28 protein-coding genes and 1 tRNA gene are annotated in these 24,913 nt (G+C 70.5%); 15 read left to right on the forward strand and 14 right to left on the reverse strand.

All coding sequences use genetic code 11. From position 1 onward, the window contains the following. Window positions 1-300: SOS response-associated peptidase (locus tag EXE51_RS10660; protein WP_137692657.1), on the forward strand; the 300-nt coding region annotated here is incomplete at its 5' end. Between the two features lie 61 nt (window positions 301-361). Here the strand turns inward: EXE51_RS10660 and EXE51_RS10665 are convergent. The 4 genes from EXE51_RS10665 to EXE51_RS10680 form a co-directional block, all read right to left on the reverse strand. Then, window positions 362-1,828 (reverse strand): small ribosomal subunit Rsm22 family protein, encoded by a 1,467-nt coding sequence (locus EXE51_RS10665; protein ID WP_137692658.1) that lies wholly within the window; start codon window positions 1,826-1,828, stop codon window positions 362-364. Window positions 1,829-1,853: 25 nt separating this feature from the next. Continuing rightward, complete coding sequence (locus EXE51_RS10670) at window positions 1,854-2,627, reverse strand: prephenate dehydrogenase (protein ID WP_137692659.1); 774 nt, start codon at window positions 2,625-2,627, stop codon at window positions 1,854-1,856. A 182-nt stretch (window positions 2,628-2,809) separates the two neighbouring features. Then, window positions 2,810-4,132: an MFS transporter gene (locus tag EXE51_RS10675; RefSeq protein WP_241990624.1), complete on the reverse strand. Its 1,323-nt coding sequence runs from the start codon at window positions 4,130-4,132 to the stop codon at window positions 2,810-2,812. Window positions 4,133-4,234: 102 nt separating this feature from the next. Then, window positions 4,235-4,912, reverse strand: a complete 678-nt coding sequence (locus tag EXE51_RS10680; protein WP_089307803.1) for a thioredoxin domain-containing protein — start codon at window positions 4,910-4,912, stop codon at window positions 4,235-4,237. Window positions 4,913-5,024: 112 nt separating this feature from the next. Here EXE51_RS10680 and EXE51_RS10685 point away from each other — a divergent pair, with 112 nt between their 5' ends. Then, a complete protein-coding gene (locus tag EXE51_RS10685; RefSeq protein ID WP_049929972.1) occupies window positions 5,025-5,396 on the forward strand; it encodes a DUF5779 family protein in 372 nt (123 codons plus the stop codon). A gap of 39 nt (window positions 5,397-5,435) precedes the next feature. On the opposite strand, the gene EXE51_RS10690 is transcribed toward EXE51_RS10685, so the two are convergent. After that, complete coding sequence (locus EXE51_RS10690; protein ID WP_137692660.1) at window positions 5,436-7,052, reverse strand: long-chain-fatty-acid--CoA ligase; 1,617 nt, start codon at window positions 7,050-7,052, stop codon at window positions 5,436-5,438. Window positions 7,053-7,387: 335 nt separating this feature from the next. On the opposite strand from EXE51_RS10690, the gene EXE51_RS10695 reads away from it, so the two are divergent. From EXE51_RS10695 to EXE51_RS10705, 3 genes are all read left to right on the forward strand, one after another. Further along, window positions 7,388-7,462 (forward strand) — tRNA-Met (locus EXE51_RS10695). Window positions 7,463-7,558: 96 nt separating this feature from the next. Beyond that, window positions 7,559-8,170: a translation initiation factor IF-2 subunit beta gene (locus EXE51_RS10700; RefSeq protein WP_049929975.1), complete on the forward strand. Its 612-nt coding sequence runs from the start codon at window positions 7,559-7,561 to the stop codon at window positions 8,168-8,170. Window positions 8,171-8,245: 75 nt separating this feature from the next. Further along, window positions 8,246-9,421, forward strand: coding sequence for a Xaa-Pro peptidase family protein (locus EXE51_RS10705; RefSeq protein WP_137692661.1), 1,176 nt, complete (start codon window positions 8,246-8,248; stop codon window positions 9,419-9,421). A gap of 69 nt (window positions 9,422-9,490) precedes the next feature. On the opposite strand, the gene EXE51_RS17765 is transcribed toward EXE51_RS10705, so the two are convergent. From EXE51_RS17765 to EXE51_RS10715, 3 genes are all read right to left on the reverse strand, one after another. After that, window positions 9,491-9,643: a hypothetical protein gene (locus EXE51_RS17765; protein WP_167373063.1), complete on the reverse strand. Its 153-nt coding sequence runs from the start codon at window positions 9,641-9,643 to the stop codon at window positions 9,491-9,493. Between the two features lie 94 nt (window positions 9,644-9,737). Next, window positions 9,738-12,107 carry an ATP-dependent DNA helicase gene (locus EXE51_RS10710; protein ID WP_094552308.1) on the reverse strand — a complete coding sequence of 790 codons (2,370 nt, stop codon included), beginning with the start codon at window positions 12,105-12,107 and terminating at the stop codon, window positions 9,738-9,740. A gap of 109 nt (window positions 12,108-12,216) precedes the next feature. Then, window positions 12,217-12,873 (reverse strand): HAD family hydrolase, encoded by a 657-nt coding sequence (locus EXE51_RS10715; RefSeq protein WP_049929980.1) that lies wholly within the window; start codon window positions 12,871-12,873, stop codon window positions 12,217-12,219. Window positions 12,874-13,009: 136 nt separating this feature from the next. Here EXE51_RS10715 and EXE51_RS10720 point away from each other — a divergent pair, with 136 nt between their 5' ends. Beyond that, a complete protein-coding gene (locus tag EXE51_RS10720; protein ID WP_086215334.1) occupies window positions 13,010-13,459 on the forward strand; it encodes a TIGR00725 family protein in 450 nt (149 codons plus the stop codon). A 6-nt stretch (window positions 13,460-13,465) separates the two neighbouring features. Here EXE51_RS10720 and EXE51_RS10725 read toward each other — a convergent pair whose 3' ends face one another. After that, window positions 13,466-14,542, reverse strand: coding sequence for a HAMP domain-containing sensor histidine kinase (locus EXE51_RS10725; protein WP_089307808.1), 1,077 nt, complete (start codon window positions 14,540-14,542; stop codon window positions 13,466-13,468). 235 nt (window positions 14,543-14,777) lie between these two features. On the opposite strand from EXE51_RS10725, the gene EXE51_RS10730 reads away from it, so the two are divergent. Both EXE51_RS10730 and EXE51_RS10735 read left to right on the forward strand, forming a co-directional pair. After that, entirely contained in the window at window positions 14,778-14,978 is a 201-nt protein-coding gene (locus EXE51_RS10730; RefSeq protein WP_049929984.1) for a hypothetical protein, read from the forward strand. Next, on the forward strand, window positions 14,975-15,187 hold the full coding sequence (locus EXE51_RS10735) for a hypothetical protein (RefSeq protein WP_089307809.1): 213 nt from the start codon (window positions 14,975-14,977) through the stop codon (window positions 15,185-15,187). The genes EXE51_RS10730 and EXE51_RS10735 overlap by 4 nt, the downstream gene beginning before the upstream one ends. A 61-nt stretch (window positions 15,188-15,248) precedes the next feature. On the opposite strand, the gene dph2 is transcribed toward EXE51_RS10735, so the two are convergent. After that, on the reverse strand, window positions 15,249-16,292 hold the full coding sequence (dph2, locus tag EXE51_RS10740) for a diphthamide biosynthesis enzyme Dph2 (protein ID WP_049929987.1): 1,044 nt from the start codon (window positions 16,290-16,292) through the stop codon (window positions 15,249-15,251). A 230-nt stretch (window positions 16,293-16,522) separates the two neighbouring features. On the opposite strand from dph2, the gene EXE51_RS10745 reads away from it, so the two are divergent. From EXE51_RS10745 to EXE51_RS10760, 4 genes are all read left to right on the forward strand, one after another. Continuing rightward, window positions 16,523-17,182 (forward strand): alpha/beta hydrolase, encoded by a 660-nt coding sequence (locus tag EXE51_RS10745; protein ID WP_094583208.1) that lies wholly within the window; start codon window positions 16,523-16,525, stop codon window positions 17,180-17,182. A gap of 69 nt (window positions 17,183-17,251) precedes the next feature. Further along, window positions 17,252-17,626 (forward strand): YlbF family regulator, encoded by a 375-nt coding sequence (locus EXE51_RS10750; protein ID WP_049929990.1) that lies wholly within the window; start codon window positions 17,252-17,254, stop codon window positions 17,624-17,626. A gap of 93 nt (window positions 17,627-17,719) precedes the next feature. Next, window positions 17,720-18,418: a P-loop NTPase gene (locus tag EXE51_RS10755; RefSeq protein ID WP_094583207.1), complete on the forward strand. Its 699-nt coding sequence runs from the start codon at window positions 17,720-17,722 to the stop codon at window positions 18,416-18,418. 104 nt (window positions 18,419-18,522) lie between these two features. After that, window positions 18,523-19,143, forward strand: a complete 621-nt coding sequence (locus tag EXE51_RS10760) for a transcriptional regulator (RefSeq protein WP_086215340.1) — start codon at window positions 18,523-18,525, stop codon at window positions 19,141-19,143. A 22-nt stretch (window positions 19,144-19,165) separates the two neighbouring features. Here EXE51_RS10760 and EXE51_RS10765 read toward each other — a convergent pair whose 3' ends face one another. Together EXE51_RS10765 and EXE51_RS10770 are read right to left on the reverse strand one after the other, a co-directional pair. Beyond that, window positions 19,166-19,426 (reverse strand): hypothetical protein, encoded by a 261-nt coding sequence (locus tag EXE51_RS10765; RefSeq protein ID WP_049929993.1) that lies wholly within the window; start codon window positions 19,424-19,426, stop codon window positions 19,166-19,168. Between the two features lie 150 nt (window positions 19,427-19,576). Next, complete coding sequence (locus EXE51_RS10770) at window positions 19,577-20,512, reverse strand: peptidylprolyl isomerase (protein WP_049929994.1); 936 nt, start codon at window positions 20,510-20,512, stop codon at window positions 19,577-19,579. A gap of 176 nt (window positions 20,513-20,688) precedes the next feature. Between EXE51_RS10770 and cyaB the strand changes: the two genes are divergently transcribed. Beyond that, the gene (gene cyaB, locus EXE51_RS10775; RefSeq protein WP_089307811.1) at window positions 20,689-21,267 is read left to right on the forward strand and encodes a class IV adenylate cyclase; all 579 of its coding nucleotides are present in this window, start codon (window positions 20,689-20,691) and stop codon (window positions 21,265-21,267) included. 5 nt (window positions 21,268-21,272) lie between these two features. Here the strand turns inward: cyaB and EXE51_RS10780 are convergent, their stop codons facing one another. Further along, complete coding sequence (locus EXE51_RS10780) at window positions 21,273-21,749, reverse strand: MaoC family dehydratase (RefSeq protein WP_137692662.1); 477 nt, start codon at window positions 21,747-21,749, stop codon at window positions 21,273-21,275. Between the two features lie 87 nt (window positions 21,750-21,836). Between EXE51_RS10780 and EXE51_RS10785 the strand changes: the two genes are divergently transcribed. Further along, window positions 21,837-22,700: a CoA ester lyase gene (locus tag EXE51_RS10785; protein WP_086219502.1), complete on the forward strand. Its 864-nt coding sequence runs from the start codon at window positions 21,837-21,839 to the stop codon at window positions 22,698-22,700. 197 nt (window positions 22,701-22,897) lie between these two features. Continuing rightward, window positions 22,898-24,151 (forward strand): Glu/Leu/Phe/Val dehydrogenase, encoded by a 1,254-nt coding sequence (locus EXE51_RS10790; RefSeq protein ID WP_089307814.1) that lies wholly within the window; start codon window positions 22,898-22,900, stop codon window positions 24,149-24,151. Between the two features lie 30 nt (window positions 24,152-24,181). Here the strand turns inward: EXE51_RS10790 and EXE51_RS10795 are convergent, their stop codons facing one another. Continuing rightward, window positions 24,182-24,895, reverse strand: coding sequence for a diphthine--ammonia ligase (locus tag EXE51_RS10795; protein WP_094495021.1), 714 nt, complete (start codon window positions 24,893-24,895; stop codon window positions 24,182-24,184). Window positions 24,896-24,913 lie beyond the last annotated feature (18 nt).

Here is a 24,913-nt window from a genome sequence, read left to right on the forward strand (position 1 = left end):
GGCGAGGGCGGCGGGGGCGAGGGCGGCGAGACGGGCGACGAACCGGACGCGGTCGAGACGTTCTCGATCGTCACCACCGAGCCGAACGACCTCGTGGCGGACCTCCACCACCGGATGGCGGTGATACTCGACCCCGACGCGGGCGAGGAGGAGACGTGGCTCCACGGGGGCCCCGACGAGGCCGCAGCGCTGCTCGACCCGTACCCGAGCGACGACCTCACCGCGCACCCGGTGTCGACGCGGGTGAACTCGCCGAGCGTCGACGCGCCCGACCTGATCGAACCGGTGGCCAGCGACTGAACCGTACGCCAACGGCTGAGCCGGAGCGGTCCGGCTCGTCGGACCCGGCGCCCGCGACCGCTCAGGGCGCGACGAGGTCGACCACCGTCTCGTCGTCGACGACGACGTTGTACGCGCCCTCGTCCTCGTTCCAGAGGACGAGCCCGTTCTCGACGAAGACCACCGACCCGTAGTCGGCCTCGCGGAGGTCGCGGTTCAGCGCGGTCTCGCGGGTACAGACGAGGTAGTGGTCGGTCGCCTGCGAGCCGTCGCCGACACGGTAGAGCGCGTTGTCCCCCTCGCTCAGGTCGTGGCTCAGCTTCACCGCGAGCAGGTTCACCCGGTCGGTGACGTGGCGCTCGGACTCGGCCATGCGCGCGCACCGCTCCGCGCTCGCCTCGATGTCGACCCGTCGCCGCCCGTCGGGGCGGAGTATCGAGTAAGCGAACTGGACATCGACGTTGACGAACTCGCCCGGCTCGTCGGTCTCGCCGCGCGCCGTCGCCTCGTCGAGCCGGCGCTGGAAGGGCGGGACCGCGAGGTCCGGGGCCACGTCGAACGACCACCCCGGATCGCTCGGGACCGCGTCGGGCCACAGTCGGAGCGCCGGCGAGTACATTTCGGCGTCGCGTCCCGGTCCGGCGCCGTCCCCGTCGCCCGCGACGAGCGCGCGTTCGACCCGCCGGAGCCCGACCGCGGTGTTCCGGTCGGCGGGCGCGAACGCCACGAGGCTCCCGTCGGGAGCGAGCGCGTCGAGGGCGGCGTCGGCGACCGTGACCGGGTCGGCGAGCTCCGAGAGCACGTTACCGAATATCACGATGTCGAAGGGGTCGTCGGTCGCTGCGGCGGGCGATTCGCCCTCGTCGAGACCGAGGAACGCCTCGGCCGTCGCCTCGTGGAGCGTCGTCCGGAAGTTGCGGCCAGTCTCCTCCAAGAGCCGGTCGAGCACGTCGGTCGCGGCGCTCGGCTCGACGGCGTGGTACTCGACGATCGCGTCGTCGGGGAGGTAGTCGTGGAGGCCGAGCGCGGGGCTGCCCACGCCGGCTCCCACGTCGAGGACGCGGAGCGTCCGGTCGAGCAGGCCGTTCTCGGTGAGGTCGTCGAGGACGTGGCCGACCGTGGCGTAGTACGCGGGGAGGTGGTAGATCGCGTAGCCGAGCGCCGCGACGCGGTCGTACTCGACCTCGTTCTCGTAGAGGTAGTCCGTCTTCAGCTGGCGGACCCGCTCGCGGAGCTCGTCCCCGGACTCGCCGCGGTGCCAGTTGGCGCCGTACTCGCGGACGAGCAGGTCCTCAACCGCGAACGCGTACGCCTCCGGAAGTGCCTCCGGGGCCCAGCCCGGTGGGTCGACGGGCGACTCCTCGACGGGGACGAACGCCCCGTCTTCGCGCTCGCGGAGCCGGAGGTCGAACGCCTCCTCGCGGAGCGTCTCGCGGACGACCGCCGGGTGCGGCGTCCCCTCGATGTACTCGGCGATCTCCTCGGGGTCGATCGGTCTGACGTTGCGCAGGTAGTTCGCGTTGTTCCGGACCGCGGTTCTGTCGATCATGGTTTCTCGTCTGCTTCGCGTCGGCTCACTCCAGCCGGTCTCGCTCCTCGAGGTCGCCGCGGGCGCGCTCGTAGAGGGCGGCGAACGCCTCGTCGTCGGCCGCCGCGATCTCTGCCGCGGCGTCGGCCACCTCGTCCGCGCCGTCGAAGGCGCGCTGAATCTCCGCGTACACCGCGGGCGAGCCCTCGGTGACCGTGTCGGCGACCTCCTCCAGCGCGGCCGACACCGGCGTGTGGAACTCCTCGCGGACCGGGTCCGCGGCGAGCCGCCACGCGAGCACCGCGGCGTGCGCGCCCGCTTGGACCGTCTCCATCGCCGCATCGTGTTCGTCCGCGGTCGTCTCGAACACGTCGTTGCCCCCCGCCTGGACCGAGTCGGTGAGCCCGTCGACCGTCGGGCCGCCCTCGTCGACGACGACCGCGACGTTCCCCGGAACGCGCGGCGGGGCAAACAGCGGGTGGTAGCTCGCGCGTTCGAGGCCGGGGGCGTGCTCGCGCATCGCCGCGAGCGCGTCGGTCATCTCGCCGGAGACGTCGACGATCGCCCGCTCCGCGCGGGGCGCGTACGCCTCGACCGCCGCGGGGACCGCCGACATCGGCACCGCGAGGCAGACGGCGTCGTGGGCGGTGTCCCCGTCGGCGTCGACCGCTCTCGCGTCGCGGTCCGCGGCGGCGTCGGCCGCGACGGCCGGGTCGCGGTCGGCGAACGCGACGGTCGCGTCGACCGGCGCGGCGTCGGCCGAGACGGTGTCGGCGACCCAGCGACCGATCTCGCCGGCGCCGACCACGAGGAGGTCCATCGGTTACGCGAACGGAGGTGACGCGCCGGTTAAAAGGACTCGCCTCGGGGCGGGCGAGGGATCGGACGCGCCGGAGGCTTAGACGCGACGGAAGCTCGGACGCGACGGAGATTGGGGCGCGGTGGGATCCGACTCGGCAGGACTCCCGACGCGACGCTCCGGGCCGGGGGGGTCGGTCGGTCTCACCCCTCCGCGCCGAGTCGACCGATCACGCCCGCGCCGGGCGAGAGAGACCGGACCGCCGGGAGCAGCGCGAGCGCGATGGCCAGTTCCAGTCCGCCGACCGCGAGGAACGCGGGCGTGTACCCGAACGCGCCCGTGGCGCTCCCGCCGACGAGGAAACCGGCGAGGAAGCCGAGCGAGCCGAACACGTTGAACAGCCCCATCGCCGCGCCCCGCACTTCCGGCTCGACGAGGTCGGTGACGAGCGCCATCGTCGCCGGGGCCATCAGCGCGCCGCAGACGCCGACGAGGACCATCAGCGCCGCGGCGATTGGGTACGCGGGCGCCACGCCGACGCCGACCGTTGCGACGCCGTACGCGAGCGACCCGGCCACCACAGGGAGGAAGCGGCCGATCCGGTCCGAGAGCGCGCCGAATGGCGACTGGAGGAGCGCGAACGGGACGAAGAAGAGCGCGAGGGTCGCGCCCGCGCCGGCCGCTGACAGCCCGAACGTCGCCGGGTCCTGGAAGTAGTAGACGCCGACCAAAGCGAAGAAGCCCGCCGTCAGTCGGTCGACGAAGCCGAACGCGAGCGGGACGAGGAGGCCGGGCGTCGTCCGGGCGCGGGCGAGAACGTCCCGGAAGCCGCCCCCGTCGGTCTCACTCGCCGAGTCGCTCGCCCCCGAGTCGCTCGCCGCCGCGGTCGCCGCTCGGTCGTCGACCGTCGCCGCCAACAGCCCCGCCGCCGCCAGCACGACCGCCCCGGCGTACACCGGGTACAGCGCGCCGAGGCCAGCGAGCGAACCGCCGACGACGGAGCCGACCGCGGCACCGAGGCCGATGGCGAACCCGGCGGTCCCCATGTTCCGGCCGTTGCCGCCGCGAAGGTCCATCAACAGCGTGATCGACAGCGAGAACGCGCCGATAGTGAGGGCGCCCCCGACGACCCTGACGAGGAGCGCGGCCCCGAAGCCGAGCCCGAGTCCCGGCAGCGACGCGAGCGCGACGTAGGAGGCCGCGCCGCCGAGCGCGCCGGTGACGATCAGCGGAACTCGCGTCCCGAGCGCGTCCGAGAGCGCGCCCCAGACGACCGCGAACGTCACGAACGCGCCGAACTCCGCGACGAGGAACCACATCCCGGCGTCGATGCCGGCCGGGGCGCCGAGCGCGACCACGAGGTCCGGCACGCCCGGGTAGAGGAGGACCTGCGAGATCAGCACCGCGAGGACGACCGCGCCGAGCCGGCGGCGGTCGGTCGCGTCGGCCGCGGCTCCGGCGGTGTCGATCTCGGCCGCGCGGTCGCCGCCGGCCGCGGTCGCGGCGGAGGAATCGCCGTCGCTCATCTGCGGGTACGACGGGACGAACGGGCAAAAGACCGACGCTCCGCAGAGTATCGGCCGGAGAATCCCCTCACGACTCGGGTCCGGTCGGGGCCGTCACGCGCCTCAGAGTTCGGCGTCGATCGCCGCGGCGACCGTCTCGGCGGCGTACCCGCCCTCTACCGGCTCGCCGTTCACGAAGATCGTCGGCGTCCCCTCGACGCCCATCGACGAGCCCTCCGACCTGTCGTCCTGCGTAGCCGCCTCGTACGTGGAGAACTCCGCGTCGGACAACACCGCACAAGGGTCCGCGCCGGCGGTCTCGGCGGCGGCCCCGAGCGCCTCGCCGCTGTAGTTCCCCTGCGACTCGTAGGCCGCCTTCGCGAACTCGAAGAACGCCTCGTCGTCGTGACGGATCCCGACCCCGCGGGCCGCGCTGGCGACCGGGACAGCCCACCGCTCGTTGACCGGGATCGGGAAATCCCAGTGCTCGTAGCGGACCCGTCCGGGGTCGACGTACTCCTCTCGGATCGTCGGGAAGTGGTCGAGGTTGTACGTCGCGCAGTGCCCGCAGGTGAAGTCCTCGAACGCCCGGACGACCACGTCCGCGTCCGGGTCCCCGAGCGTCGGCCGGTAGTCGAGGTTGGGGTCCGTCGGCTCAGAGAGCGAGCAGTCGTACGACCCCGTGTCGAGGCTGAGTTCGCCGCCGTTTCCGTCGCCGCCTCCGCCGCCGAGACAGCCGGCGACACCGACGACGCCGGCCGTGGCCCCGGCCGCGAGCAGGGACCGCCGCGTACGTTCCATGCCTATCGCTGGGGTCGGTGCGTACTTAACCACTCCGCGACCGGACGGCGGCTCGGAGCGGAGACGCGGCGCGCGTCCGAACGTTTTTGCCGCCGCCTGTCGACGACCACGTATGAGCGACTGGGACCTCGACCTGCGGGACGCCGAGGAGAAGATGGACGAGGCGTTCGCGGCGGCCGGCGACGTCGTCCTCGGCGTGCTGGACGGCACGACCGACCCGGAGGAGTGGGTCCGCAGCGTCGACTACGGGAACACGCTGGTGCTGTCGATCGAGGGCGACCTCAACGAGCTCGCCGCCCCCTTCGCGCGCGACGTGAAGGAGATGGACGGCGAGCTGATGCACTTCCGCGGCTTCCTCGTGGTGACTCCTCCGGGCGTCAGCATCGACACGGACCGACTGGGCGACTCCGGCGGCGCCGAGGCGGAGACCGGCGAAGCGGACGACGCCGACGAAGCAGAGCCGAAAGGCGTCGAAGAGGTCTGAACGGTTTCTTTTCTCGTACGACCGCGGGAGAGGCGCCGGTTATCCCTCGCCGACCATCCGGTCCTCCTCGTCCCACTCGCGCTCGCGCAGTTCGTACTTCTGGATCTTGCCGGTCGCGGTGGTCGGGAGTTCGGCGACGAACTCCACCTCGCCCGGCGTCTTGTAGTCCGCGACGCGCTCGCGGACGAACGTCTTCAGCTCCTCGGGCGTCGCGCCCGCGTCGTCGGGGTCACCGCCCTCGGGGACGACGAAGGCCTTCGGGGTCTCGCCCCACCGCTCGTCGGGCGCGGGGATCACGGCCACGTCGGAGACGACGTCGTGCTCGAAGAGTGTGTCCTCCAGTTCGATCGAGGAGATGTTCTCCCCGCCGGAGATGATGATGTCCTTCTTGCGGTCCTGTATCGAGACGAACCCGTCCTCGTCGACGACGGCCAGATCGCCCATGTGGTAGTACCCTTCCAACCGCTCGGAGAACGCCTCATCGGTGGCCTCGGGCTTGTTCCAGTAGCGGTCCATCACTTGATTACCGCGGACGACGATCTCGCCGATCGTCTCGCCGTCCGCGGCCACGTCCTCACCGTTCTCGTCGACGACGCGTACGTCGGTGCCGAGGTAGCCGATCCCCTGCGTCTTCTTCACGGCGAAGCGGTCGTCCGAGTCCGCCTCGAAGTGGCGCTTCGCGTCGGAGGTGGTGATCAGCGGCCCCGTCTCGGTCGCGCCGTACACGTGTTTGAGATCCCAGCCGAACTCCTCCTCGACGGTGCGGATCGTCGCCTCCGGCGGCGCCGCGCCCGCGGTGGCGACCCGCACGTCGTTGTCGCCGGCCGTCGCGCCGCCGTGTTCGGCGTGGTGGTCGCCGAGCATGTTGAGGACGGTCGGCGCCGCACAGAAGTACGACACGTCCTCGCTCCGGATCCGGTCGAACGTCTCGGCGACGTCGACCCCGCGGGTACAGACGTGGCGAGCGCCGGCCCCGGTGATCGCGTAGATGTGGCCCCAGCCGTTGACGTGGAACATCGGTAGCGTCCAGAGGTACACGTCGTCGTCCGTTATTTCCTGATGGATGGAGATGAGGTACGCGTGGAGCGTCTCGGCCCGGTGGGTCCGACACACGCCCTTCGGGTCGCCGGTGGTGCCGGAGGTGTAGTTGATCGTGATCACGTCGTCCTCGTCCATTGCCGGCCGTTCGTAGGCGTCCGGGTCCGCGTCGTCGAGCGCCGCGTCGAACGACTCCCAGTCGCCTTCGACCGCGTCGGCGTCGTTCGTGAGGAACGTCTCCGTGGGCACCTCGTCGCGGATCGCCTCGACGTTCGGGGCGTACTCGGCGTCGGCGTAGATGGCGTCGACTCCGGCGTCGGAGAGCATGTACGAGAAGTCGTCCGGCGTAAGCCGGTAGTTCAGCGGGGCGTGGATCGCCCCGACCTGCATCGCGCCGTAGGCGGCCTCCAAGTGGTAGTGCGTGTTCGGGTCCAACACCGCGACCCGGTCGCCCTTCTCGATCCCGCGCGCCTGAAGCGCGGCGGAGAAGCGGTCGGCGCGGTCGCCGAGTTCGCCGTACGTGTACCGCGTCCCGTCGACCGCGAGGACGGCCTCCTCGTCGGCGTAGTGGCGTCGCGCCCGGTCCAGAAAGTCCGTCGTCAACAGCGGCTTGTACATCGTCTATCACTATCTATGATGTGTGAAATTGTTTGCGGCCGACGCAATGGAGGGGCGGTCGCGGGATCATTTTTACGCTCGGCCGCGGACCGTCGGGAAGTGATCGACGGGTCAGTCGGATCGGTGTTCAGCGATGGATATGCGGTTCTCGCGCTGCGAGTACGGATCAGGGCCATCGCGGCGCGAGCGGAGGACGGCGAAGCCGCGAGCGAGGAGTGATCGAACGTCCCCGCGGCACCGATTCGGGGGAACGCGAACGGCGCAGACGCGTGGACGAATCGCACACCGGCGGCGGGATCAGAACCCTTAACAGTCACACGCGATTGTGCTACGATAGCGGGATGGGATAGCCAGGAGATTCCGCCGGGCTCATAACCCGGAGATCGGTAGTTCAAATCTACCTCCCGCTACTTCTGGCCGACTGCCACTCTCCTAGTACCGGGTCCATTCCGGGCCGCCGCTTCGAACCCGGAAGCGATTTCCGTCGCGCTGTCGTTCCATCGCGTATGGATTACGAATCGAGCCTCGACCGCGCGATGGAGGAGGTGCCGGACCTCGGCGGCTCCGACGAGCGGCTGTCGGTACCCGACCCCGAAACGCAGAAGGACGGGGCGTTCACGCGACTGACGAACCTCTCCGCGATCGCCGACGCGCTGAGTCGCGACCCCGAACACGTCCACTCGAAGATACAGCAGGAGCTCGGGACGGCCGGGCAGTACGAGGACGGCCGCGCGCGCTACAGCGGGAACTTCCGCGAGCGCGACTTCCAGGCCGCGATCGACTCGTACATCGAGTCGTTCGTCACCTGCTCGGAGTGCGGCCTCCCCGACACGCGACTGGAGACCGAGAACCGGACGCCGATGCTCCGCTGTGAGGCCTGCGGGGCCTTCCGCCCGGTGGCGAAGCAGAACACCTCCGACACCCAGCGGCAGGAGGACGCCGTCGAGTCGGGCAACACCTACGAGCTCGAGATCGTCGGCACCGGCCGCAAGGGCGACGGGGTCGCCGAGCGCGGCGAGTACACCATCTTCGTCCCCGGCGCGCAGGAGGGCGAGACCGTGACCGCCTACATCAAGAACGTCTCCGGCAACCTCGCCTTCGCTCGCCGCGAGAGCTGAGCCGGCGCCGAAGACGCCCGTACTTCGCGTTCCGCTACCCGACTTTTTATGCGCGCGTTCGCACATCCCTGAGCCATGGCCACGCGACTTCCCGAGTCGGCCTTCGACGACCGGCTCGCCGCCGTCCGAGACCGGCTCGCCGACACCGACGCCGACGCCGCGACGTGGGTCGGCGCGACGGCGATAGAGTACCTCACCGGCTTCCACCACATCCAGACGGAGCGGCCGGTCGTCCTCGCGGTCACCGACGACCGCGTCGAGATAACCGTTCCGAGGCTGGAGGTCGAGCGCGTCGAGCCCAACCCGCGGATCGACGCCATCCACCACTACTTCGACTATCCCGGTGGCGAGCCCGTCTCGGTCGCCGTCGAGATGCTGCGCGACCTCGGCGCCGAGACGATAGCCGCCGACGCCGACGGCCCACCGGGCGTGATGGGGTACGAGGGGCCCGCGTTTTCCGACTCGGTCGACGTCAGGGCCCAAGCGTGGGTCGACCGGATGCGCTGGGCGAAGTCCGACGCGGAGGTCGACCTGATTCGCGAGTCCGCGAAGTGGGCGAACCTCGGCCACCGCTACCTCGCCGACTTCTCCGAACCGGGCGCGCACCCGGCGACCGTCTCGCAGCGCGCGTCCACGGAGGCGTCGCGCGCTATGCTCGACGCGCTCGGCGACGCCTACAGCGTCCGCGTCCGCGGCGACGGGCCGGTCCACGCGGGCTACATCTCCGGCGAGGAGACCGCGCTCCCGCACGGGCACACCCCGAACGAGCGGCTCTCCGAGGGCGACGTGCTCGTTACGGGCGCGACCGCGAACGTCGACGGCTACCGCTCGGAGTTAGAACGGACGATGTTCGTCGGCGATTACACCGACGAACAGGAGCACTACTTCGAGCTCATGCTGGAAGCGCAGACGCTCGCGATCGACGCCTTGGGTCCCGGCGTGCCGGTCGCCGAGGTCGATCGGGTCGTCTGGGACTACCTCGAGGAACAGGGCGTGACCGACCTGGCGCAACACCACGTCGGCCACAACATCGGGCTCGGCGCCCACGAGCCGCCGTACATCGACCGCGGCTGGGACGAGCGCTACGACGGCGACGACGCCGTGATGGCGCCCGGCCACGTGTACACGATCGAGCCCGGGCTGTACACCGACGAGTACGGCTACCGACACTCCGACACGGTGGTGATCACCGAGTCGGGGACCGAGCGGCTCACGAACTTCCCGCGCGACATCGACTCGAACGTCGTCTGAGGGTCGTTCAAACGCTTTGGCCGGGGTGACCGGGCCCGCTCGAGACCGTCGGGCCGGGCGAGCCGAGACTCACTCGACCCGGTCGATCACCACTCGATGACCGGTGTCTGCGGCGTGGTTGCGGCCGTAGTCGTCCGCGTCTCCCGCGATTCCGATCAGCCGTTCGAAGGGGCACTCGCGACAGACGACGTGGTACAGTTCACCGGGAGATGGTGGTTCCATACGTTGACACACGTTCCCCGGAGACGTAGTTACGCGCTGCCTACTCGCATTGAACGCGCTGCCTACTCGCATTGAACGCGCTGTTAGTCACCGGCTACCGGCGCGACTCGAACCGGTCGAGCGCGACATCCAGCATGTCCGGACTCACCGGCTGGTACTCCTCCCGCTCGTGATCGGGCAGGTACTCCCTGACCGCGTTCCACGAGTCGCGGGCGTACCGGGCGTCGAGGAGGACGCGGACGCCTCGCTCGTCCGGTCCGCGGATGACGCGGCCGACCGCCTGCCGCGCCTTTCTGACGGCGGGCACCGTCAGGGCCGTCTCGAAGCCGGACTCGAACCGGCAGTCGTAGGCGGTGATTACCGCCCGCGTCTGCGGTCGCGCCGTGTTGATGATCGGGACGCCGCAGACGACGGCCGCCGAGAGCCGGTCCCCGCGGTAGTCGACGCCCTCCGTGAGGGTGCCGCGGAGGCTCGTCACCAGCACCTTGCCGTCGCCGGCGAAGAAGTCGTCCTTCAGCGACTCCGTCTCTCGGTCGCCGGAGGACTCGTCTAAGAGGACAGGCTTGTCGAGCCGCGCCGAGAGCGACTCCGCCATCCACGTCGCCTCTGCGTAGCTCGGGGTGCCGACGAGGACGTTCCCGTCGCGGCGCGCGACCGCGGCCGTCGCGTCGAGGTGCGCGAGCCGCGTCGGGTTCTCCTCCCCCGGCGCGCCGCGGTTCTGGTGGGTGAACTTCGGCGCGTCGACCGCGAGGCTCGCGCGGTTCTCCTCGGGGAACGAGAGGCCGTACGTCCGCTCGATGACCGGGCGGCCGCGCTCGGCCAGGTGATCGAGTCCGGTCACCTCGCGGAAGAGGTCCATCGGCTCCAGCGTCGCGCTCATGAGGACGCCGCCGCCGAACTCGGCGAGCCGGTCGCCGATCGGTTCGCTCGGAAGGCAGTTGTGGAGCGCGAGGCGGGCGTTGTACGCGCGCCGCCACGAGTCCGGCGGCTCCGTCTCGTCGAACGTGCGTTCGAGCTCGATCGCGCGGAAGAAGTCGGTGTGTCCCTGGCGATACCAAGCGTTGAGGGTGCGGCCGACCCCGGGCGCGGCGCGCTGCTTGTCCTCGTCTTCGAGCGAGTCGAGGACGCGCTTGACGACCGCGCCGACCTGCTCGGCGCGCGCCCAGACGCGCTCGCCGTACCCCTCGCCGTCGGCCCACTCGGTGATCGCGTCTTCGCCCGGCTCCTCGGGGTCGCGGAGCGGGATCTCCTCGTCGTCGAGGTCGCGCATCGACGCCCGCCAGTCGGGGCGCTCGCGGTCGAGGTGCGCGGTCACGCGGCGGTCGAGCTCGCCGCGGAGGTCGGCGTAGAACTCTCGGACCGCCTCGATCTCCTCGACGGTCACGTCCGCGTCCTCCAGCTCGCCGCGGACGAGGGCGGCGTCGTCCGACTCGGCGCCCGCGCTCTCGAACGAGAGGGGCTGAACGACGCGCGTGAGCTCGTTCTCGGCGTCGCGGAGGCTCGCGTCCGCGACGGCGTCGCTCACGAGGTCCCGGACGCGCGGTTCGAGCATGTGCGCCTCGTCGCAGACGACGAACGTCGAGTCGTCGAGGAGCGCGCCGGTGAACGTCCCCGTCGTCACCGGATCGAACGCGTGATAGTAGTTGCCGATGACGACCTCGACCTCGGGGACGAGCGCGCCCATGATCGAGTGCGGACACGAGCCGTGGCCCGCCGCGAGCCGGACGAGTTCGTCGGCGTCGACGTGGCCGAGCTCGGTCACGTCGAACGGGACTGCCTCGGCGGGCTCGCCGTCCTCCGGCAGGTCGTCGAGGAAGCCGGCGTAGAACGGGCAGAACTCCACGTCGTCGTACTCCTCCGTGTCGGGGCGATACGGCGTCGGCTCGCCGTCGACGGAGAGGTAGTCGGCGTCGGGCGCGCCCGAGTCGGCGGCGGCAGTCCCGCCGGCGGGTCCCGCCGACCCCGAGTCCATGAGTCCCACCTGCTGGCTCCGCGCCTCGCTCACGAGGTTCGCGGTCGTCGTCGCGCCGCCGTCGCCGACGAGGTTCCGGGTCCGCTCGCGGAGCCCCTCGCAGCGCTCGTACACGTTCTCGCGGTCGATCCCGCCCCGGTTCTCGCGGGCGTACGGACAGACGTCGGCCTTCCCGACGAGGGTGAGACCCGAGACGGGGTCGTAGTCGCTCGGCAGGTTCTCGTTCACCGCCCGGAGATCCGTCTCGAACTGGCGCAGCTGCTGTTTGACGCTGGTGAGGACGAAGACCCGCTCGAAGTCGGAGTCGGGGTCGCGGACGCGGTCGAGCCCGGCGGTGAGCGCGAGCATCGTCTTCCCCGTCCCGCAGGCGCCTTCGAGGGCGAGGAAGCCGCCGTCCGCGGCGGCGTCGACGGCGGCGTCGATGCCGTCGGCCTGCTCGGGGTACGGTTCGGGATGGCCGAAGAGGTCGGCCCACGGGGGCGAGTCGGTCACGGAGGCGAGTTACGCACCATGCGATTTAAACGCTTCATCGCCGGACGCGGCCCGCGGTCGTCGTCGACGCGTCGCTGCCGGAAAGCGGACGCTCGGAAGGGGCTCGGCCTCACTCCACGATGTCGTGGAGGTCGGAGAGCCGGTCGATCTCCCACGTCGGCCAGACGTTCAGTTCCCAGTCGCGGCGGTGGGGACGGCGGATAAACGCGGAGTCGATCCCGGCGTTCTCGGCGGCGCGCACGTCGGACTCGTTGTCGCCGACGAACAGGGCGTTGTCCGCGTCGAGGTCGCCGAGCGCCTGCTCGATGTAGTGGGGGTTCGGCTTGCGGAGCTGGAGCGAGTGGATCGTCGGCTCGCGACCGTACGCGGCGCCGATCCGGTCGAACCCGTCGAAGTGATCGACGAGGAAGTCGACGGTTGCCTGCTGGTTCGACGAGACGATCCCCATCTGGACGTCGAGGTCCTGGAGCTCGTCGAGGTCGTCGTACGGCGTCTTGCGTCCCTGACGGGCCTCCTGCTGTTGGGCCCGCGACACCACGTCGTCGCGCGTCCGCCAGAACGACCCCGGGTCGAGGTCGTACGTCTGACAGACGGTGCCGACGCTACCGGGGGTCGCACCGATGGTCATCTGCTCTACGTCGTCCGGATCGGGCTCCTCGACGCCGCACTCCTCGAACGCGTTCCGGGTCGCATCCCGGAGCACGTCGAAGCGCGTGCGGCCCACGAGGACACCGTCGTTGTCGAACACGACGGTATCGTACGTCATAGCCCTCATTCACGGCCGGCAGGGATAAGGGTTTCAGTGGGCGTCTCGACGACGAGAATCGGCGGGGAGCCCGTCTCGACGCCCCTCCCGCCCGCGACCGACCGATTTTACCCGGCGCCGGACCCACCGACGGGCCATGCGCGTCAGCGTCATCGGTGGGAGTACGATCGGTCCGGAGACGGCGGCGGTCGCGGAGGCCCTCGGCGAGCGGCTCGCCGAGCGGGGCCACGCCGTGGTCTGCGGGGGCCTCGGCGGCGTCATGGCGGCTGTCTGTCGCGGGGCCCGGGCGGCCGACGGCGAGACGATCGGGATCCTCCCGACCGACGACCGGAGAGACGCCAACCCCCACGTCACGACGCCGATCGCGACGGGGCTCGGTCACGCGCGTAACGCCCTCGTCGTCATGAACGGGGATGCCGCGGTCGCGGTCGACGGGGCGGGGGGCACGCTCTCCGAGATCGGGCTCGCACTCGCGCAGGGCCGTCCGGTGGCCGGAATCGACACGCACGACGTGGACGGCGTCGAGGCCGTCGACTCGCCAACGGCGGCGGTCACGTACGTCGAGCGGGCCGCGGGTGCGGACTGAAGCCGGTCAGTCGTCGAACTCGACGCCGGTCACGTCGAACCTGGCACCGCCTCGCGCCCCCTCGGAGACGGTGACCTCCCACCCGTGGGCCCTGGCGACCTCGCTGACGATGTTCAGTCCGAAGCCGGTCCCGTTCGCGCCCGTCGTGTACCCCACCTCGAACACGCGGTCGCGCGCTTCCGGCGAGATGCCCGGGCCGTCGTCCGCCACGAAGAACCCCGCCGGCAGGACCGCGCCGGCGCGCGTTGTCGTGTACATCGGGGAGATGTCGCCGATAACGACGACCACGTCGTCGCCGCCGTGTTCCACGCTGTTCCGGAACAGGTTCTCCAACAGCCGCTTCAGCCGCCCGCTGTCGGCGAGGATACGCCGGTCGGTGTCGACGGTCAGCGTGGCGTCGCCGGTCGCGACGTTCGCCCAACACTCGTCGGCGAGGGCCGCCAGTTCGACCGGATCGAGGTCTTCCGGCCGCTCGCCCTGTTCCGCGAGCGTCAACAGGTCGGAGAGCAGTTCCAGCGTCCGGTCGACCGCTGACGCCGCGTCGTCGACGTGTTCGCCGCCGCCCTCCGCTTGCGCCATCGCGAGCCGACCCTGCGCGACGTTGAGCGGGCTCCGCAGGTCGTGAGAGACGCCCTGGACGAACTCCTCGAACCGGTCGCGCTGCCGCTCCGCCTCCGCGACGGCGCGGGCGGACGCGACGGCGTTCGATATCCGGTGAACGAGGACGGGCGTCCGGTCCGAATCGGGACACGCCCTCGCGACGTCGGTGGCGCCCGCGTCGAACGCCGCGGACACGGCGGGCGCGTCGAGCGTCTGGTCGGGGCAAACCAGGATCGGAAGCTCCGGGTGCCGATCGCGGGCCGTCGAAACGAGGGAGAGGCCGGTCCGTTCCGCCGGGTCGCCGACCGTGACCAGACAATCGACGGGCGAGTCCTCGATTATCTCCGCGGCCGCGTCGGCCCCCGCGACCGGCTCGACGGCGAGGCGGTCGTCCGCGCGCTCAAGCGAGTCCTTCAGCTCCGCGGCTCGGTCGGGCGTTCCCGCGGCGAGGACGACGGTGATCGAACCGCTGGGTGTGGACATCACGGAGAACCTTACCCTCAACGCCCGTCCGCTCGGCAGATAAACGTTGTTCCGACGCGCGCCGGCAGGGCCGCTCCCATCGAATGTTGGTCTTTCGCCGCTCGGCGCTCGCCGAGCCGATCGCTCGCGAGGCCGGCCCCTTCGACGAACGCTCACCGATCGAGCGTGTCGGGCCGCGGAACGGCCTAATTAGATATAATTAAATTTTTGTCGGCGGAGCGGGAGATGTTTGCCAATGAGCGAGTACACCACGATTTCGCTGCGGAAGGAGTTCGTCGCGGACGTGGAGGAGTACATCGAAGACGAACCGTTCGGCTCCGTCAAGGAGTTCGTGAAACACGTCGTTGTTCAGGAGATGGAGTCGGACGACGGGGTCTCCGAGGCGGAGGCGAAGCAGATCGCACAGAAGCTCCGCGACCTCGGGTACATGGAATGAGCGGGAGCCACCGCGGACAGGGGGCGGTCCTCGACGGCCTCGACCGCGCCGACCTCGTCCTGCTCGCGATCCCGCTCGCGTTCTGCGCCGTGTACGCGGTCGGGTCGCTCCTCGCGCAAGGGAACGCGGTTCCCGTCGCTGGCGCGTCGCTCGCGGCCGGGGCCCTCGTGGTCGACGGGCTCTTTTTCCATCCGCCGAACGAAGCGTGACGGCGATTCCCCTCCGAGGACGGTACCCAAAAAATAGCGTCTCCTGCTTCCGTGCGCCGCCCTACCAGGTGTCGTGGAACGTGTCGAACTCGATCGAGTCGAGCGGCTTCTCCCCGATCGCGGCCTCGTACTCGCCCGGCGTCAGCATCGGCTTGTGGAACCGCGGGCCGTCGTCGGTCGTGATCCGCGGGCAGCCGGTGTTGACGAACGCGTCCATGTCGAAGTTCCGGAGGCGGTCCGGCGTCACCTCGTCCATCGTGATCAGGTAGGCGTTGTCGTTGTTGTCGACGATCTCCTGGGCCTTCTCCCAGCGGCCCTGCCCGATCTTCGTACAGAAGATGACGCCCCACTTCTCGGCGTCCATCGCCTTGTGGACCGCGGCGTAGCGCTGCTTGAGGAACTGGTCGTGTTCGGCGACCGAGACAGCGTTGTTGACCGGGTCCGCGATGACGACGCGCTTGTCCGGGTGCTCCATCGCCAGCCCGACCGGGTGGAACTTCCCGCCGCCGACGTACAGCACCTGCTCGGCGTCGATGTCCGCGGAGGCGTAGTTACAGCCGAGCACCTGCCCCTCCTTCGTGAGGCGGTCGTCGCCCCGGCGGGTGTGGACCTCGTAGCCGCGCTCCTCCAGCCAGTCCGTCATCTCCTCGAACCGGTTCATGTGCTGGGCGGTCGTGACGAGGCCCACGTCGGCGTCCTCTTCGGGGGGCGCGAGTTCCTCCTCCAGCGCGTCCTCCATGATCGGGAACGGGTCGACGTTCGAGAACAGCGGGACGTAAACGATGCTGTCGGACTCCTTCATCGGCGTGTGGCCGAAGTGAACGAACACGTCCGTCCGCCGCATCAGGTACGTGTCGAGGTCGCAGGCCCCGTAGCAGGGCTGCCCCGAGAGCATGAACGTGACGTCGTCGGGTGCGACCTCGCGGAGGTCGTCCGCGACCTTCGGACCGCGGCGCTTGAGCCCCTCGGGGAACTGTAAGCCGACCTTCGAAGCGTCGCGCTCCTCGATGGCCTCCAAGATTCGGTCGAGCTCGTAGTCCCACTCGCGGTCGTGCTTGAGGGCCATCCCCGTCTTCGTCAGGTCGCCCTCGGTGGAGCCGCTCATGTCGACCGGATTGTGCGGCAGGACGGTTAAACGGCGCGTTCGACCCCGAGTTTCGTCCCAGACGTTCGTGATCGTCGGAATCCCTCGCCCCGCGCCGGGGTCGTCACGGCGTCTCGACGCGTCGCACTCGGCGTCCAAGTCGGCCGATCCTGAGACGACGAGCGGCCCGCCGAACCGACGCGCTGCCGCGGTCGACGGACCTAACAGCCGCCCTCGCTAACCCCGCACCGATGACCGAGATTCCGCTCGAACACGTTCACGTCGCCCCCGACGAGGAGTCCGGCGGCGAGCCCGCGCCCGCCGTCTTCGTCCTCCACGGGCGCGGCGCCGACGAGGAGGACCTCCTCCCGGTCGCGGCCGAACTGCCCGACGAGCTCCACGTCGTCAGCCTTCGCGCTCCCGACCCGCTTCAGGGCGGGTACACGTGGTACGAACTGGACCTCTCGGCGGGCGGGCTGGAGTCCAGCCAACCAGACGCCGACGACTTCCGGCGGAGCCTCGACCTGATCGGTGAGAGCGTCGAGCGCGCGGTCGACGCCTACGGACTCGACGCCGACCGGATCGGGCTGCTCGGGTTCAGTCAGGGCGCGATAACGAGCCTCTCGCTCCTCTTGGAGGACCCTGACCGCTACGCGTGGGTCGTCGCCCTCCACGGGTACCTCGCGGAGTCGCACGCCGACCTCGACCCGGACGGGATCGAGGGGAAGCCGGTCTTCGTCGGCGCTGGCGCCGGCGACCGGGTGATTCCCGAGTCGCGGACGACCGCGGCCGTCGAACGGTTCGAAACTCTCGACGCCGATGTCGCGAGCGGGAGCTTCCCGGGCGGCCACGGCATCGGCCCGCAAGAGCTCGATGCCGTCGTCGAGTTCGTCGCGTCTCGGACGGCGTAGCGAACCCCGAACGTCGCCGCCGAGCCCCGGCTCCGGCAGGTTCAAACCGCTCGGCCACGATGTCAGAACATGAGCGTCGAACAGGTCTCCATCGAGGACCTCGGTCGAGAGCTCGGCGAACGCATCGCCGAAACCCCGGAGTACGAGCGCTTCGAGGAGACGAGGGCCGCGGTCCAGCGAGACGAGGAGGTACAAGCGGCGATCGACGAGTTCGAGCAGCTTCGCGCGGAGTTCATGCAGGCCCGCCAGACCGGGCAGGCGACGAACGCCGAACTTCAGCGCGTTCAGGAGGCGCAGGACGAGCTCCACTCGATGCCGGTGATGAGCGAGTACCTCGACGCACAAGACGAGCTGAACGAGACCCTCGAAGCGATCAACGAAGCCATCTCGGAGCCCCTCGCGGTCGACTTCGGCGGGGAAGCCGGCGGCTGCTGTCAGGACTGACTCGCGGACTACGCCCGTCGTTCCGGCGAGCCGAACGCCCGCACCCCCGGCGACCGGCCCGCTCCTTATGACGAATACCGACGCACCACCCCCGTGATAGCCGTCGCCGGCGGCAAGGGCGGAAGCGGAAAGACGACGACCACCCTCGGGCTCGCGCGCGCACTCTCGCGGCGCGGCGCGCGGACCATCGCGGCCGACGCCGACTGGGATCTGCCGAACCTCGCGCGGCTCGCAGCGGAGACCGCGACCGACGGCGGTCCGGCCGATCCCGATCTCCCTGGCGGTCCAGGGGACGAGACGACGGTCCGCGACGCGGTCCGCGGGACCGTTCCGGTCCGTCCCGACCGCTCCGAGCCGATCGTTCTCGCCGCCCCGGACGCGCCGCGATCGGTCGACGCGTTCGGAGCGCTCGCGGCGCTCGACGGCGCGACGCCCGACGGCGCGCCGGTGTTGCTCGACTGCCCGGCGGGCGCCTCGGCGGACGCGGCCGCGCCGCTTCGGGCCGCGGACCGCGCGCTGATCGCGACGCCGCTCCGCCGCGCCGCGCTCCGTGACGCCGCGAAGACGGCGGCGATCGCTCGCCGCCTCGACTGCCCGCCGGTCGGGGCGGTCGCCGTCGGCGAGGCGAGCGTACCGGACTCGGTTGCGACGCTGCTCGGCTGTCCCGTCCTCGGTGCGGTTCCCGACGGCGGAGCCGAGCCGCTGTCCGACCCCGCGGTCCGGAGCGCGTACGACGAACTCGCTCGGCGACTCGGCGAGACGGCGGCGGCGGACGGGTGGCAGATCGCGTGAGAATCACGGACGCGGCCGACTCCGGGGCGGCGGATTTCGGTGGCGAGACCGGTCGAGAGAGCCGCCACCGACAGACCCAAACCTCCACGGGCGGCAGCGATCGTATGGAGACGCTTCCGACCGGGGTCTCGGTGCTGGACCGACAGTTCGGCGGGGGGTTCCCGAGCGGTAGCGTCGTCGTGTTGAAGGCGAACCCCGACAGCCAGTCCGAGCTCATCTTGGACCGGTTCGCCCGCGTTCGGAGGTGCCGCTACCTCACGACCGTCCGATCGGCCGGGGCGGTGGAGGCGGCGCTCAGCCGCGACGGGGACGGGGAGACGACGGTGGAGGCCACCGACGAGGTCGGCGACCTCGACGAGGCGGCGTCGCTCACGACCGATCTCCCGGAGGAGGGAACGCTGATCGTCGACTCCGTGGAGCCGCTGGAGCGCGGCGCGTCTCCGGCGGCGTACGCCGAGTTCCTCGACGGCGTGCGCGCTCGGGTCGACGACGCCGACGGCGTCGCGCTGCTCCACGCGCTCCGCGGCGGGGAGGACCCGCAGGCGCGCCGGATCACGGAACAGGTCGCGGACATCGTGTTCGACCTCCGGACGACGGTCACCGGGACCGAGATCGCGAACCGGCTCGTCGTCGCCAAGTTCCGCGGCGGCGCCGCCTTGGAGGAGCCGCTGAAGCTGAAACTCACCGACGAGGTTGCCGTCGACACGAGCCGCGACATCGCCTGACGCGGCCGATCGCTTGATTCGGCTACGACACGACGGACGCGAGAAGTGTCAGCGCGCCGACGACGGCCGAAGCGATCGCCCAGTTTCGCGCGGTGTCGAACGCTCCGTACGGCCCGCCCTTCCGCGAGAAGAGGTACGACGCGTACACGGCGAGCGGCGCCAGCGTCGGGAGCGTCGCAACCGAGACGACGGCGGTGAAGCTCGACAACAACGCGACCGCGACGGTCGTCGCGCCCGCGACCGCGGCGACGAGCGCGTCCTCGCGTGCCCGTTCGATCTCCATACCGGTGTGGGCGCGGCGTCGGGCAAAAGCGATCCGTTCGTCGGTCGGCCTGACGCTGCGGACTGAGTCACCGGAGCGAGTGGCGGCGTAGCGCGGCCGCTCGAGGCATCAGCGTCTTGAAGAAGCGAAACTCGGCAGCGACGGGGTCCGTTACTCCTCGTCGATCTCGTCGACGATCTCGTCGGCGTCGACGTCGACGTCCTCGAGCGCCTCCTCGATGTCGACATCGCCGGCGCCGGCGCCGCCCATGCCGCCCATCATGCCGCCGAGGCCACCCATGCCGCCGCCCTCGATGACCTCCTCGATCACGACGCGGTCGAGGTCGAGGCGGTCCATGAGGTCCTGCGCGATCTGCTGTTTCTGGAACATCCACTGCTGGTTCATCTGCATCGCCTGCGTCGCGGTGACGTAGAGGATGTCCTTCTCGACCTCCTCGGTCTCGACGGTCTCCTCGCCGTCCTCGTCCTCCGTGACGGTCTCCTCCTCCTCGGTCTCCGTCTCGATGCGGACCTCGGGCGCCTCCTGGAGGTACATCCCGAGCATGCCGGCGGCCTGCTCCTCGCGGTCGTCGATGGCTTCGAGGATCTCGTACTCGTACTCGAGGTCCTCGCCGGCGAGCGGGTGGTTAAAGTCGACGCGGGCGCGGCCGCCGATGATCGTCTCGAGGTGGCCCTGCTGATTGTCGATCTGGACCTGCGCGCCGGGGTAGCGGCTGTCCTCGGGGATCTTGTCGGCCTTGACGGTCTCGACCTCGTCGGGGTCGTACTCGCCGAAGGCGTCGTCGGCCGGGACGTCGACCGTTCCCTCGTCGCCGACGGCGCCGCCGATGAACGCCTCCTCGACGGAGGGGAACACGTGGCCGGCACCGAGCGCGATGATCCGGGGCTCGAAGTCGTACTCGTCGACGTCGATCTCGGCGTCCTCGGCCGTCTCCTTGTCGGTCGTGTCGATGACGCGGTCGTCGTCGGCCGTTCGGATCGTGTACGCGACGCGGACGAAGTCGCCGTCTTCGAGTCCGTCAGCGTCAGTCTCGGTCTCGGTCTCCTCGGCCTCGGCGGCCGCGTCCGCTTGCTCCTGATCGCTCATACCTGAAGGTCACCTGTTACACCCTTAAGAAGCACGGTTCGGCCCGAAGCCCGCCGACGAGCGGGCGACAGCGGCGATTCGGCGGCCGACGCGCCGGCCTACGGGTCGCGGCGGTTCGTCGCGGAGCACGGCGGCGTCCCGCGCTCCTTATGAGCGGTCCGACCGCAGTGCCGGGCATGTACGAGGTCGAGATCAAGGTACCGGCGGACCTGGACGCGACGCGAGAGCGCCTCCGCGAGGTCGGGGCCGAGCACGTCGCCGCCAAGCGACAGCGCGACACGTACTACGACGCGCCGCACCGCGAGTTCGCCGAAACGGACGAGGCGCTCCGGATCCGGCGCGAGATGCCGCTGTCGGACGGCGAGGGGTCGGCGTCCTCCGCCGACGACCCGGCGGCGACGATCACCTACAAGGGACCCCTCCTCGACGAGGCCTCGAAGACCCGCGCCGAACACGAGACGGGCGTCGACGACGGAGAGGCGCTCGCGGCGGCCCTCTCCGGGCTCGGCTTCGAGCCGGCCGCGACGGTGGAGAAGCGGCGCGAGTTCTGGGCGTACGACGGGTTCACCGTGACGCTCGACGCCGTCACCGGGCTCGACGAGTACGTCGAGATCGAACGCGCCGTCGAGTCCGAAGGCGAGGTCGACGCGGCGCGCGAGGCAGCGATCGAGGCGCTCGACCGGCTCGGCCTCGACGCCGACGACCAGGTTCGCACCTCCTACCTCGGGCTGCTGCTCGCCGGCGAGGACGACTGAGGCAGTCAGCCGTCCCCGTCCCCCGTCGGCCGCTTCTCGGAGAGGACCGTCCGCTCGAACTCGCAGACTAAGACGTCGTCGTCGCCGTCGACGATCTTGAACGCTTCCACGCGCATGGTGACGACGCCGCGCTCGCCGTCGCTCGTCTCGCGCTTGTCGGTGACCGTCGAGCGGGCGCGGATCGTGTCGCCGTGGAACACCGGGTTCGGGTGTTCGACGCCGTCGTACGAGAGGTTCGCGACGATGGTGCCGTCGGTCGTCTCCGGGATCGACATCCCGACCGCGAGCGACATCGTGTACAGTCCGTTCACCAGTCGCTCGCCGAACTCCGTCTCCGCGGCGAAGTCGGCGTCGAGGTGGAGCGGCTGCTGGTTCATCGTCATGTCGCAGAAGCGCTGGTTGTCGGCCTCGCTTATCGTCCGCCGCGTCGCGTGGTCGATCGTCTCGCCGACTTCGAACTCCTCGTAGTACAGTCCGAGCATGGGCCCCCGCTCGACCGGCGGCGTGAAATCGGTACCGCTCTCGGGGCGGCCGTCGGGTTTTATCTGCCCGCCCGCGCACCCCCGCACATGCCACGCCGAAGCCTGCTGTTCTCGCCCGGCGACAGCCCCGAACTCATGCGGAAGGCGCCGGGAACCGGCGCCGACGTGATCTGTTTCGACCTCGAGGACGCCGTCGCGCCCGGCCGGAAGGACGAGGCGAGGGCGGCGGTCCGCGAGGTGCTCGCGGACCCCGCCTTCGACCCGGACGCGGAGGTCTGCGTCCGACTCACCGCCGAGTCGCCCGCGGCCGACCTCGACGGAGTGATCGGTACCGACAGAGAGGGGGGCGGCGACGCGGTCACCCTCGACGCGGTGATGCTCCCGAAGGTCGAGGGCGCGGGTCGGGTCGAGCGCGTCGCCGAACTGTGCGCCGAGCGGGGCCGCGATCCCGCGGTGTTCGCGCTCGTCGAGACGGCGGCGGGCGTCCTCGCGGCGGAGGCGATCGCGGCGGCGGAGGCGACCGACGCGGTCGCGTTCGGCGCCGAAGACCTCGCCGCGGACGTGGGCGCGACCCGGACCGACGAGGGGACGGAGGTGCTGTACGCCCGCGAACACGTCGTCCTCGCCGCGAGCGCGGCCGGCGTCGACGCGCTCGACACGGTCTACACGGACTTCTCGGACGAGTCGGGGCTCCGGGAGGACGCCGCGTTCGCGCGCCGGCTCGGCTACGACGGGAAGCTGGCGATCCACCCGGCGCAGGTAGGCCCGATCACCGAGGCGTTCACCCCGGACCCGGACGACGTCGAGTGGGCCGCGGCGGTCCTCGACGCCCGCGACGAGGCGGAGGGGGAGGGACGCGCCGTCTTCCAGGTGGACGGCGAGATGATCGACGCGCCGCTGATCGCGCAGGCGGAGCGGATCCTCGACCGCGCGCCCGACGGGACCCGCTGAGTCGGATCGGTGGCCCGGCCGGCGTTCGGGTCGCGATCCGCCCGGCTGTCGCTGTGGACGGGGTCGACCCGCATCGCTCGATCGGCGTCGGCGGACATCGCTCGATCGGCGTCGATGCGCGTCGTTCGGACGGTGTCGGCACGCACAATTTCCGTACCGGTCGCCACAGTTAACCACCGCCCACCGAGACTGATCGTATGACTACGGAGGCGAATCCGTTCGAGAGCCTGCGGGAGCAGGTAGACGACGCCGCGGCGGTCGTCGACGCCGACTCGGGCGTCATCGAGCGCCTGAAGAACCCGGAACGGGTGTTGGAGACGAACCTGACGTTCGAGCGCGACGACGGCTCGCTGGAGACGGTGCGCGCGTACCGCGCGCAGTTCAACGGCGACCGGGGGCCGTACAAGGGCGGGATCCGCTATCACCCGGGCGTCACCCGCGACGAGGTGAAGGCGCTGTCGGGCTGGATGGCGTACAAGTGCGCCGTCGTCGACGTCCCGTACGGCGGCGGGAAGGGCGGCATCGCGATCGATCCGGCGGACTACTCCGAGTCCGAGCTGGAGCGACTCACGCGGGCGTTCGCGACGGAACTCCGGCCGCTGATCGGCGAGGACCGCGACATCCCCGCGCCGGATGTCAACACCGGCCAGCGGGAGATGAACTGGATCAAAGACACCTACGAGACCCTCGAAAACACCACCGCCCCCGGCGTCATCACGGGGAAGGCGCTCGACTCCGGCGGCAGCGAGGGTCGCGTCGAGGCGACCGGTCGCTCCGTCGCGCTGTCGGCCCGCGAGGCGTTCGACTGGCTCGACCGCGACGTCGCGGACGCGACCGTCGCGGTTCAGGGGTACGGCAACGCCGGGTCGATCGCAGCGGCGCTGCTCGACGACCTCGGCGCCGACGTGGTCGCGGTCTCCGACTCCGCCGGCGGGATCCGCGACCCCGAAGGGCTCGACCCCCGCGACGTGAAGGCGCACAAGGCCGAGACCGGGTCGGTGACGGGCTACCCCGGCGCCGACGGCCTCACGAACGACGAGCTGCTCACGCTCGACGTCGACTGCCTCGTCCCGGCCGCGCTGGAGAACGCGGTCGACGCCGAGCTCGCGGCGGACGTCGGCGCCGACCTGATCGTCGAGGCGGCGAACGGTCCGCTCACGCCCGACGCCGACGACGTGCTCGCCGACCGCGACGTCAACGTCGTCCCCGACATCCTCGCGAACGCGGGAGGCGTCACCGTATCGTACTTCGAGTGGGTCCAGAACCGACAGCGGTTCAGTTGGACCGAGGCGCGCGTCAACGAGGAACTGGAACGCGTGATCACGGAGGCCTTCGACACGCTGGTCGACACCTACGAGTCGAACGACGTCCGCAACCTCCGCACCGCGGCGTACGTCGTCGGTATCGGTCGGATCGTGGACGCGTACGATCAGGCCGGAAACTGGCCGTAACGGGACTCTTTCGCCGTTTCAGAGGGCGCTCTACTCCAGCGTCGCGTCGCGGACCTCGATGTGACCGCGGTCACCCTCCCAGACCGTGTCGTACGTCAGGTCGATGCGGCGGTCCATGTGCGGGCCGTCGACGACGTACGTCTCGAACTCGCCGCCCTCGCCGAGCGGGTGGACGCCGTACTCCTCGCGGAGCGCGAGCAGGTCGTCGAGCGCGTCCGCGTCGTACCGTCGTCCGAGCCATGATTCGTCGAGCCCGTACGCCGCCACTTGGATGATCCGGATCTCGAAGTCGGCGTCGAACATCGCCTCCGCGAGTTCGACCGGGTCCCGCTGCCACAGCGGGGCGAACAGGTCGATCCCGAGCCGGTCGCACATCCCCCGAATCCGGTCCGTCTGGAACTCGCTCTCGACGGCGCCGGCCGTGACGCCGGCGAGGTCGAGGTCGTCCGCGGCGGCGATCTCTCGGAGCGCCGCCTCCATCGGCTCCAACTCCGCGTCGCCCTGCGCGCCGGCGTCGTCGACGTCTGTGGCGCCGAAATCGTCCGGCGACACCTCGACGAGGTCGACGCCGACGCTCTCGGCCGCGAGTTCGGCGAGCTCGGTCGCCGGCGTGTGGTACATGTACGAGTCGCCAGCAGGGTGGACGGTCAGCAGCCGCGAGACGTCGAGCCCTTCCTCCAGCGCGCGGTACAGGGCCCACGAGGAGTCCTTGCCGCCGGAGAAGAGGCTCACCCAGTTGCTCATGAGCGGGAGAGGGAGTCG

It is taken from the genome of Halorubrum sp. CGM5_25_10-8B, from assembly GCF_005435095.1.
GTDB lineage: Archaea > Halobacteriota > Halobacteria > Halobacteriales > Haloferacaceae > Halorubrum > Halorubrum ezzemoulense.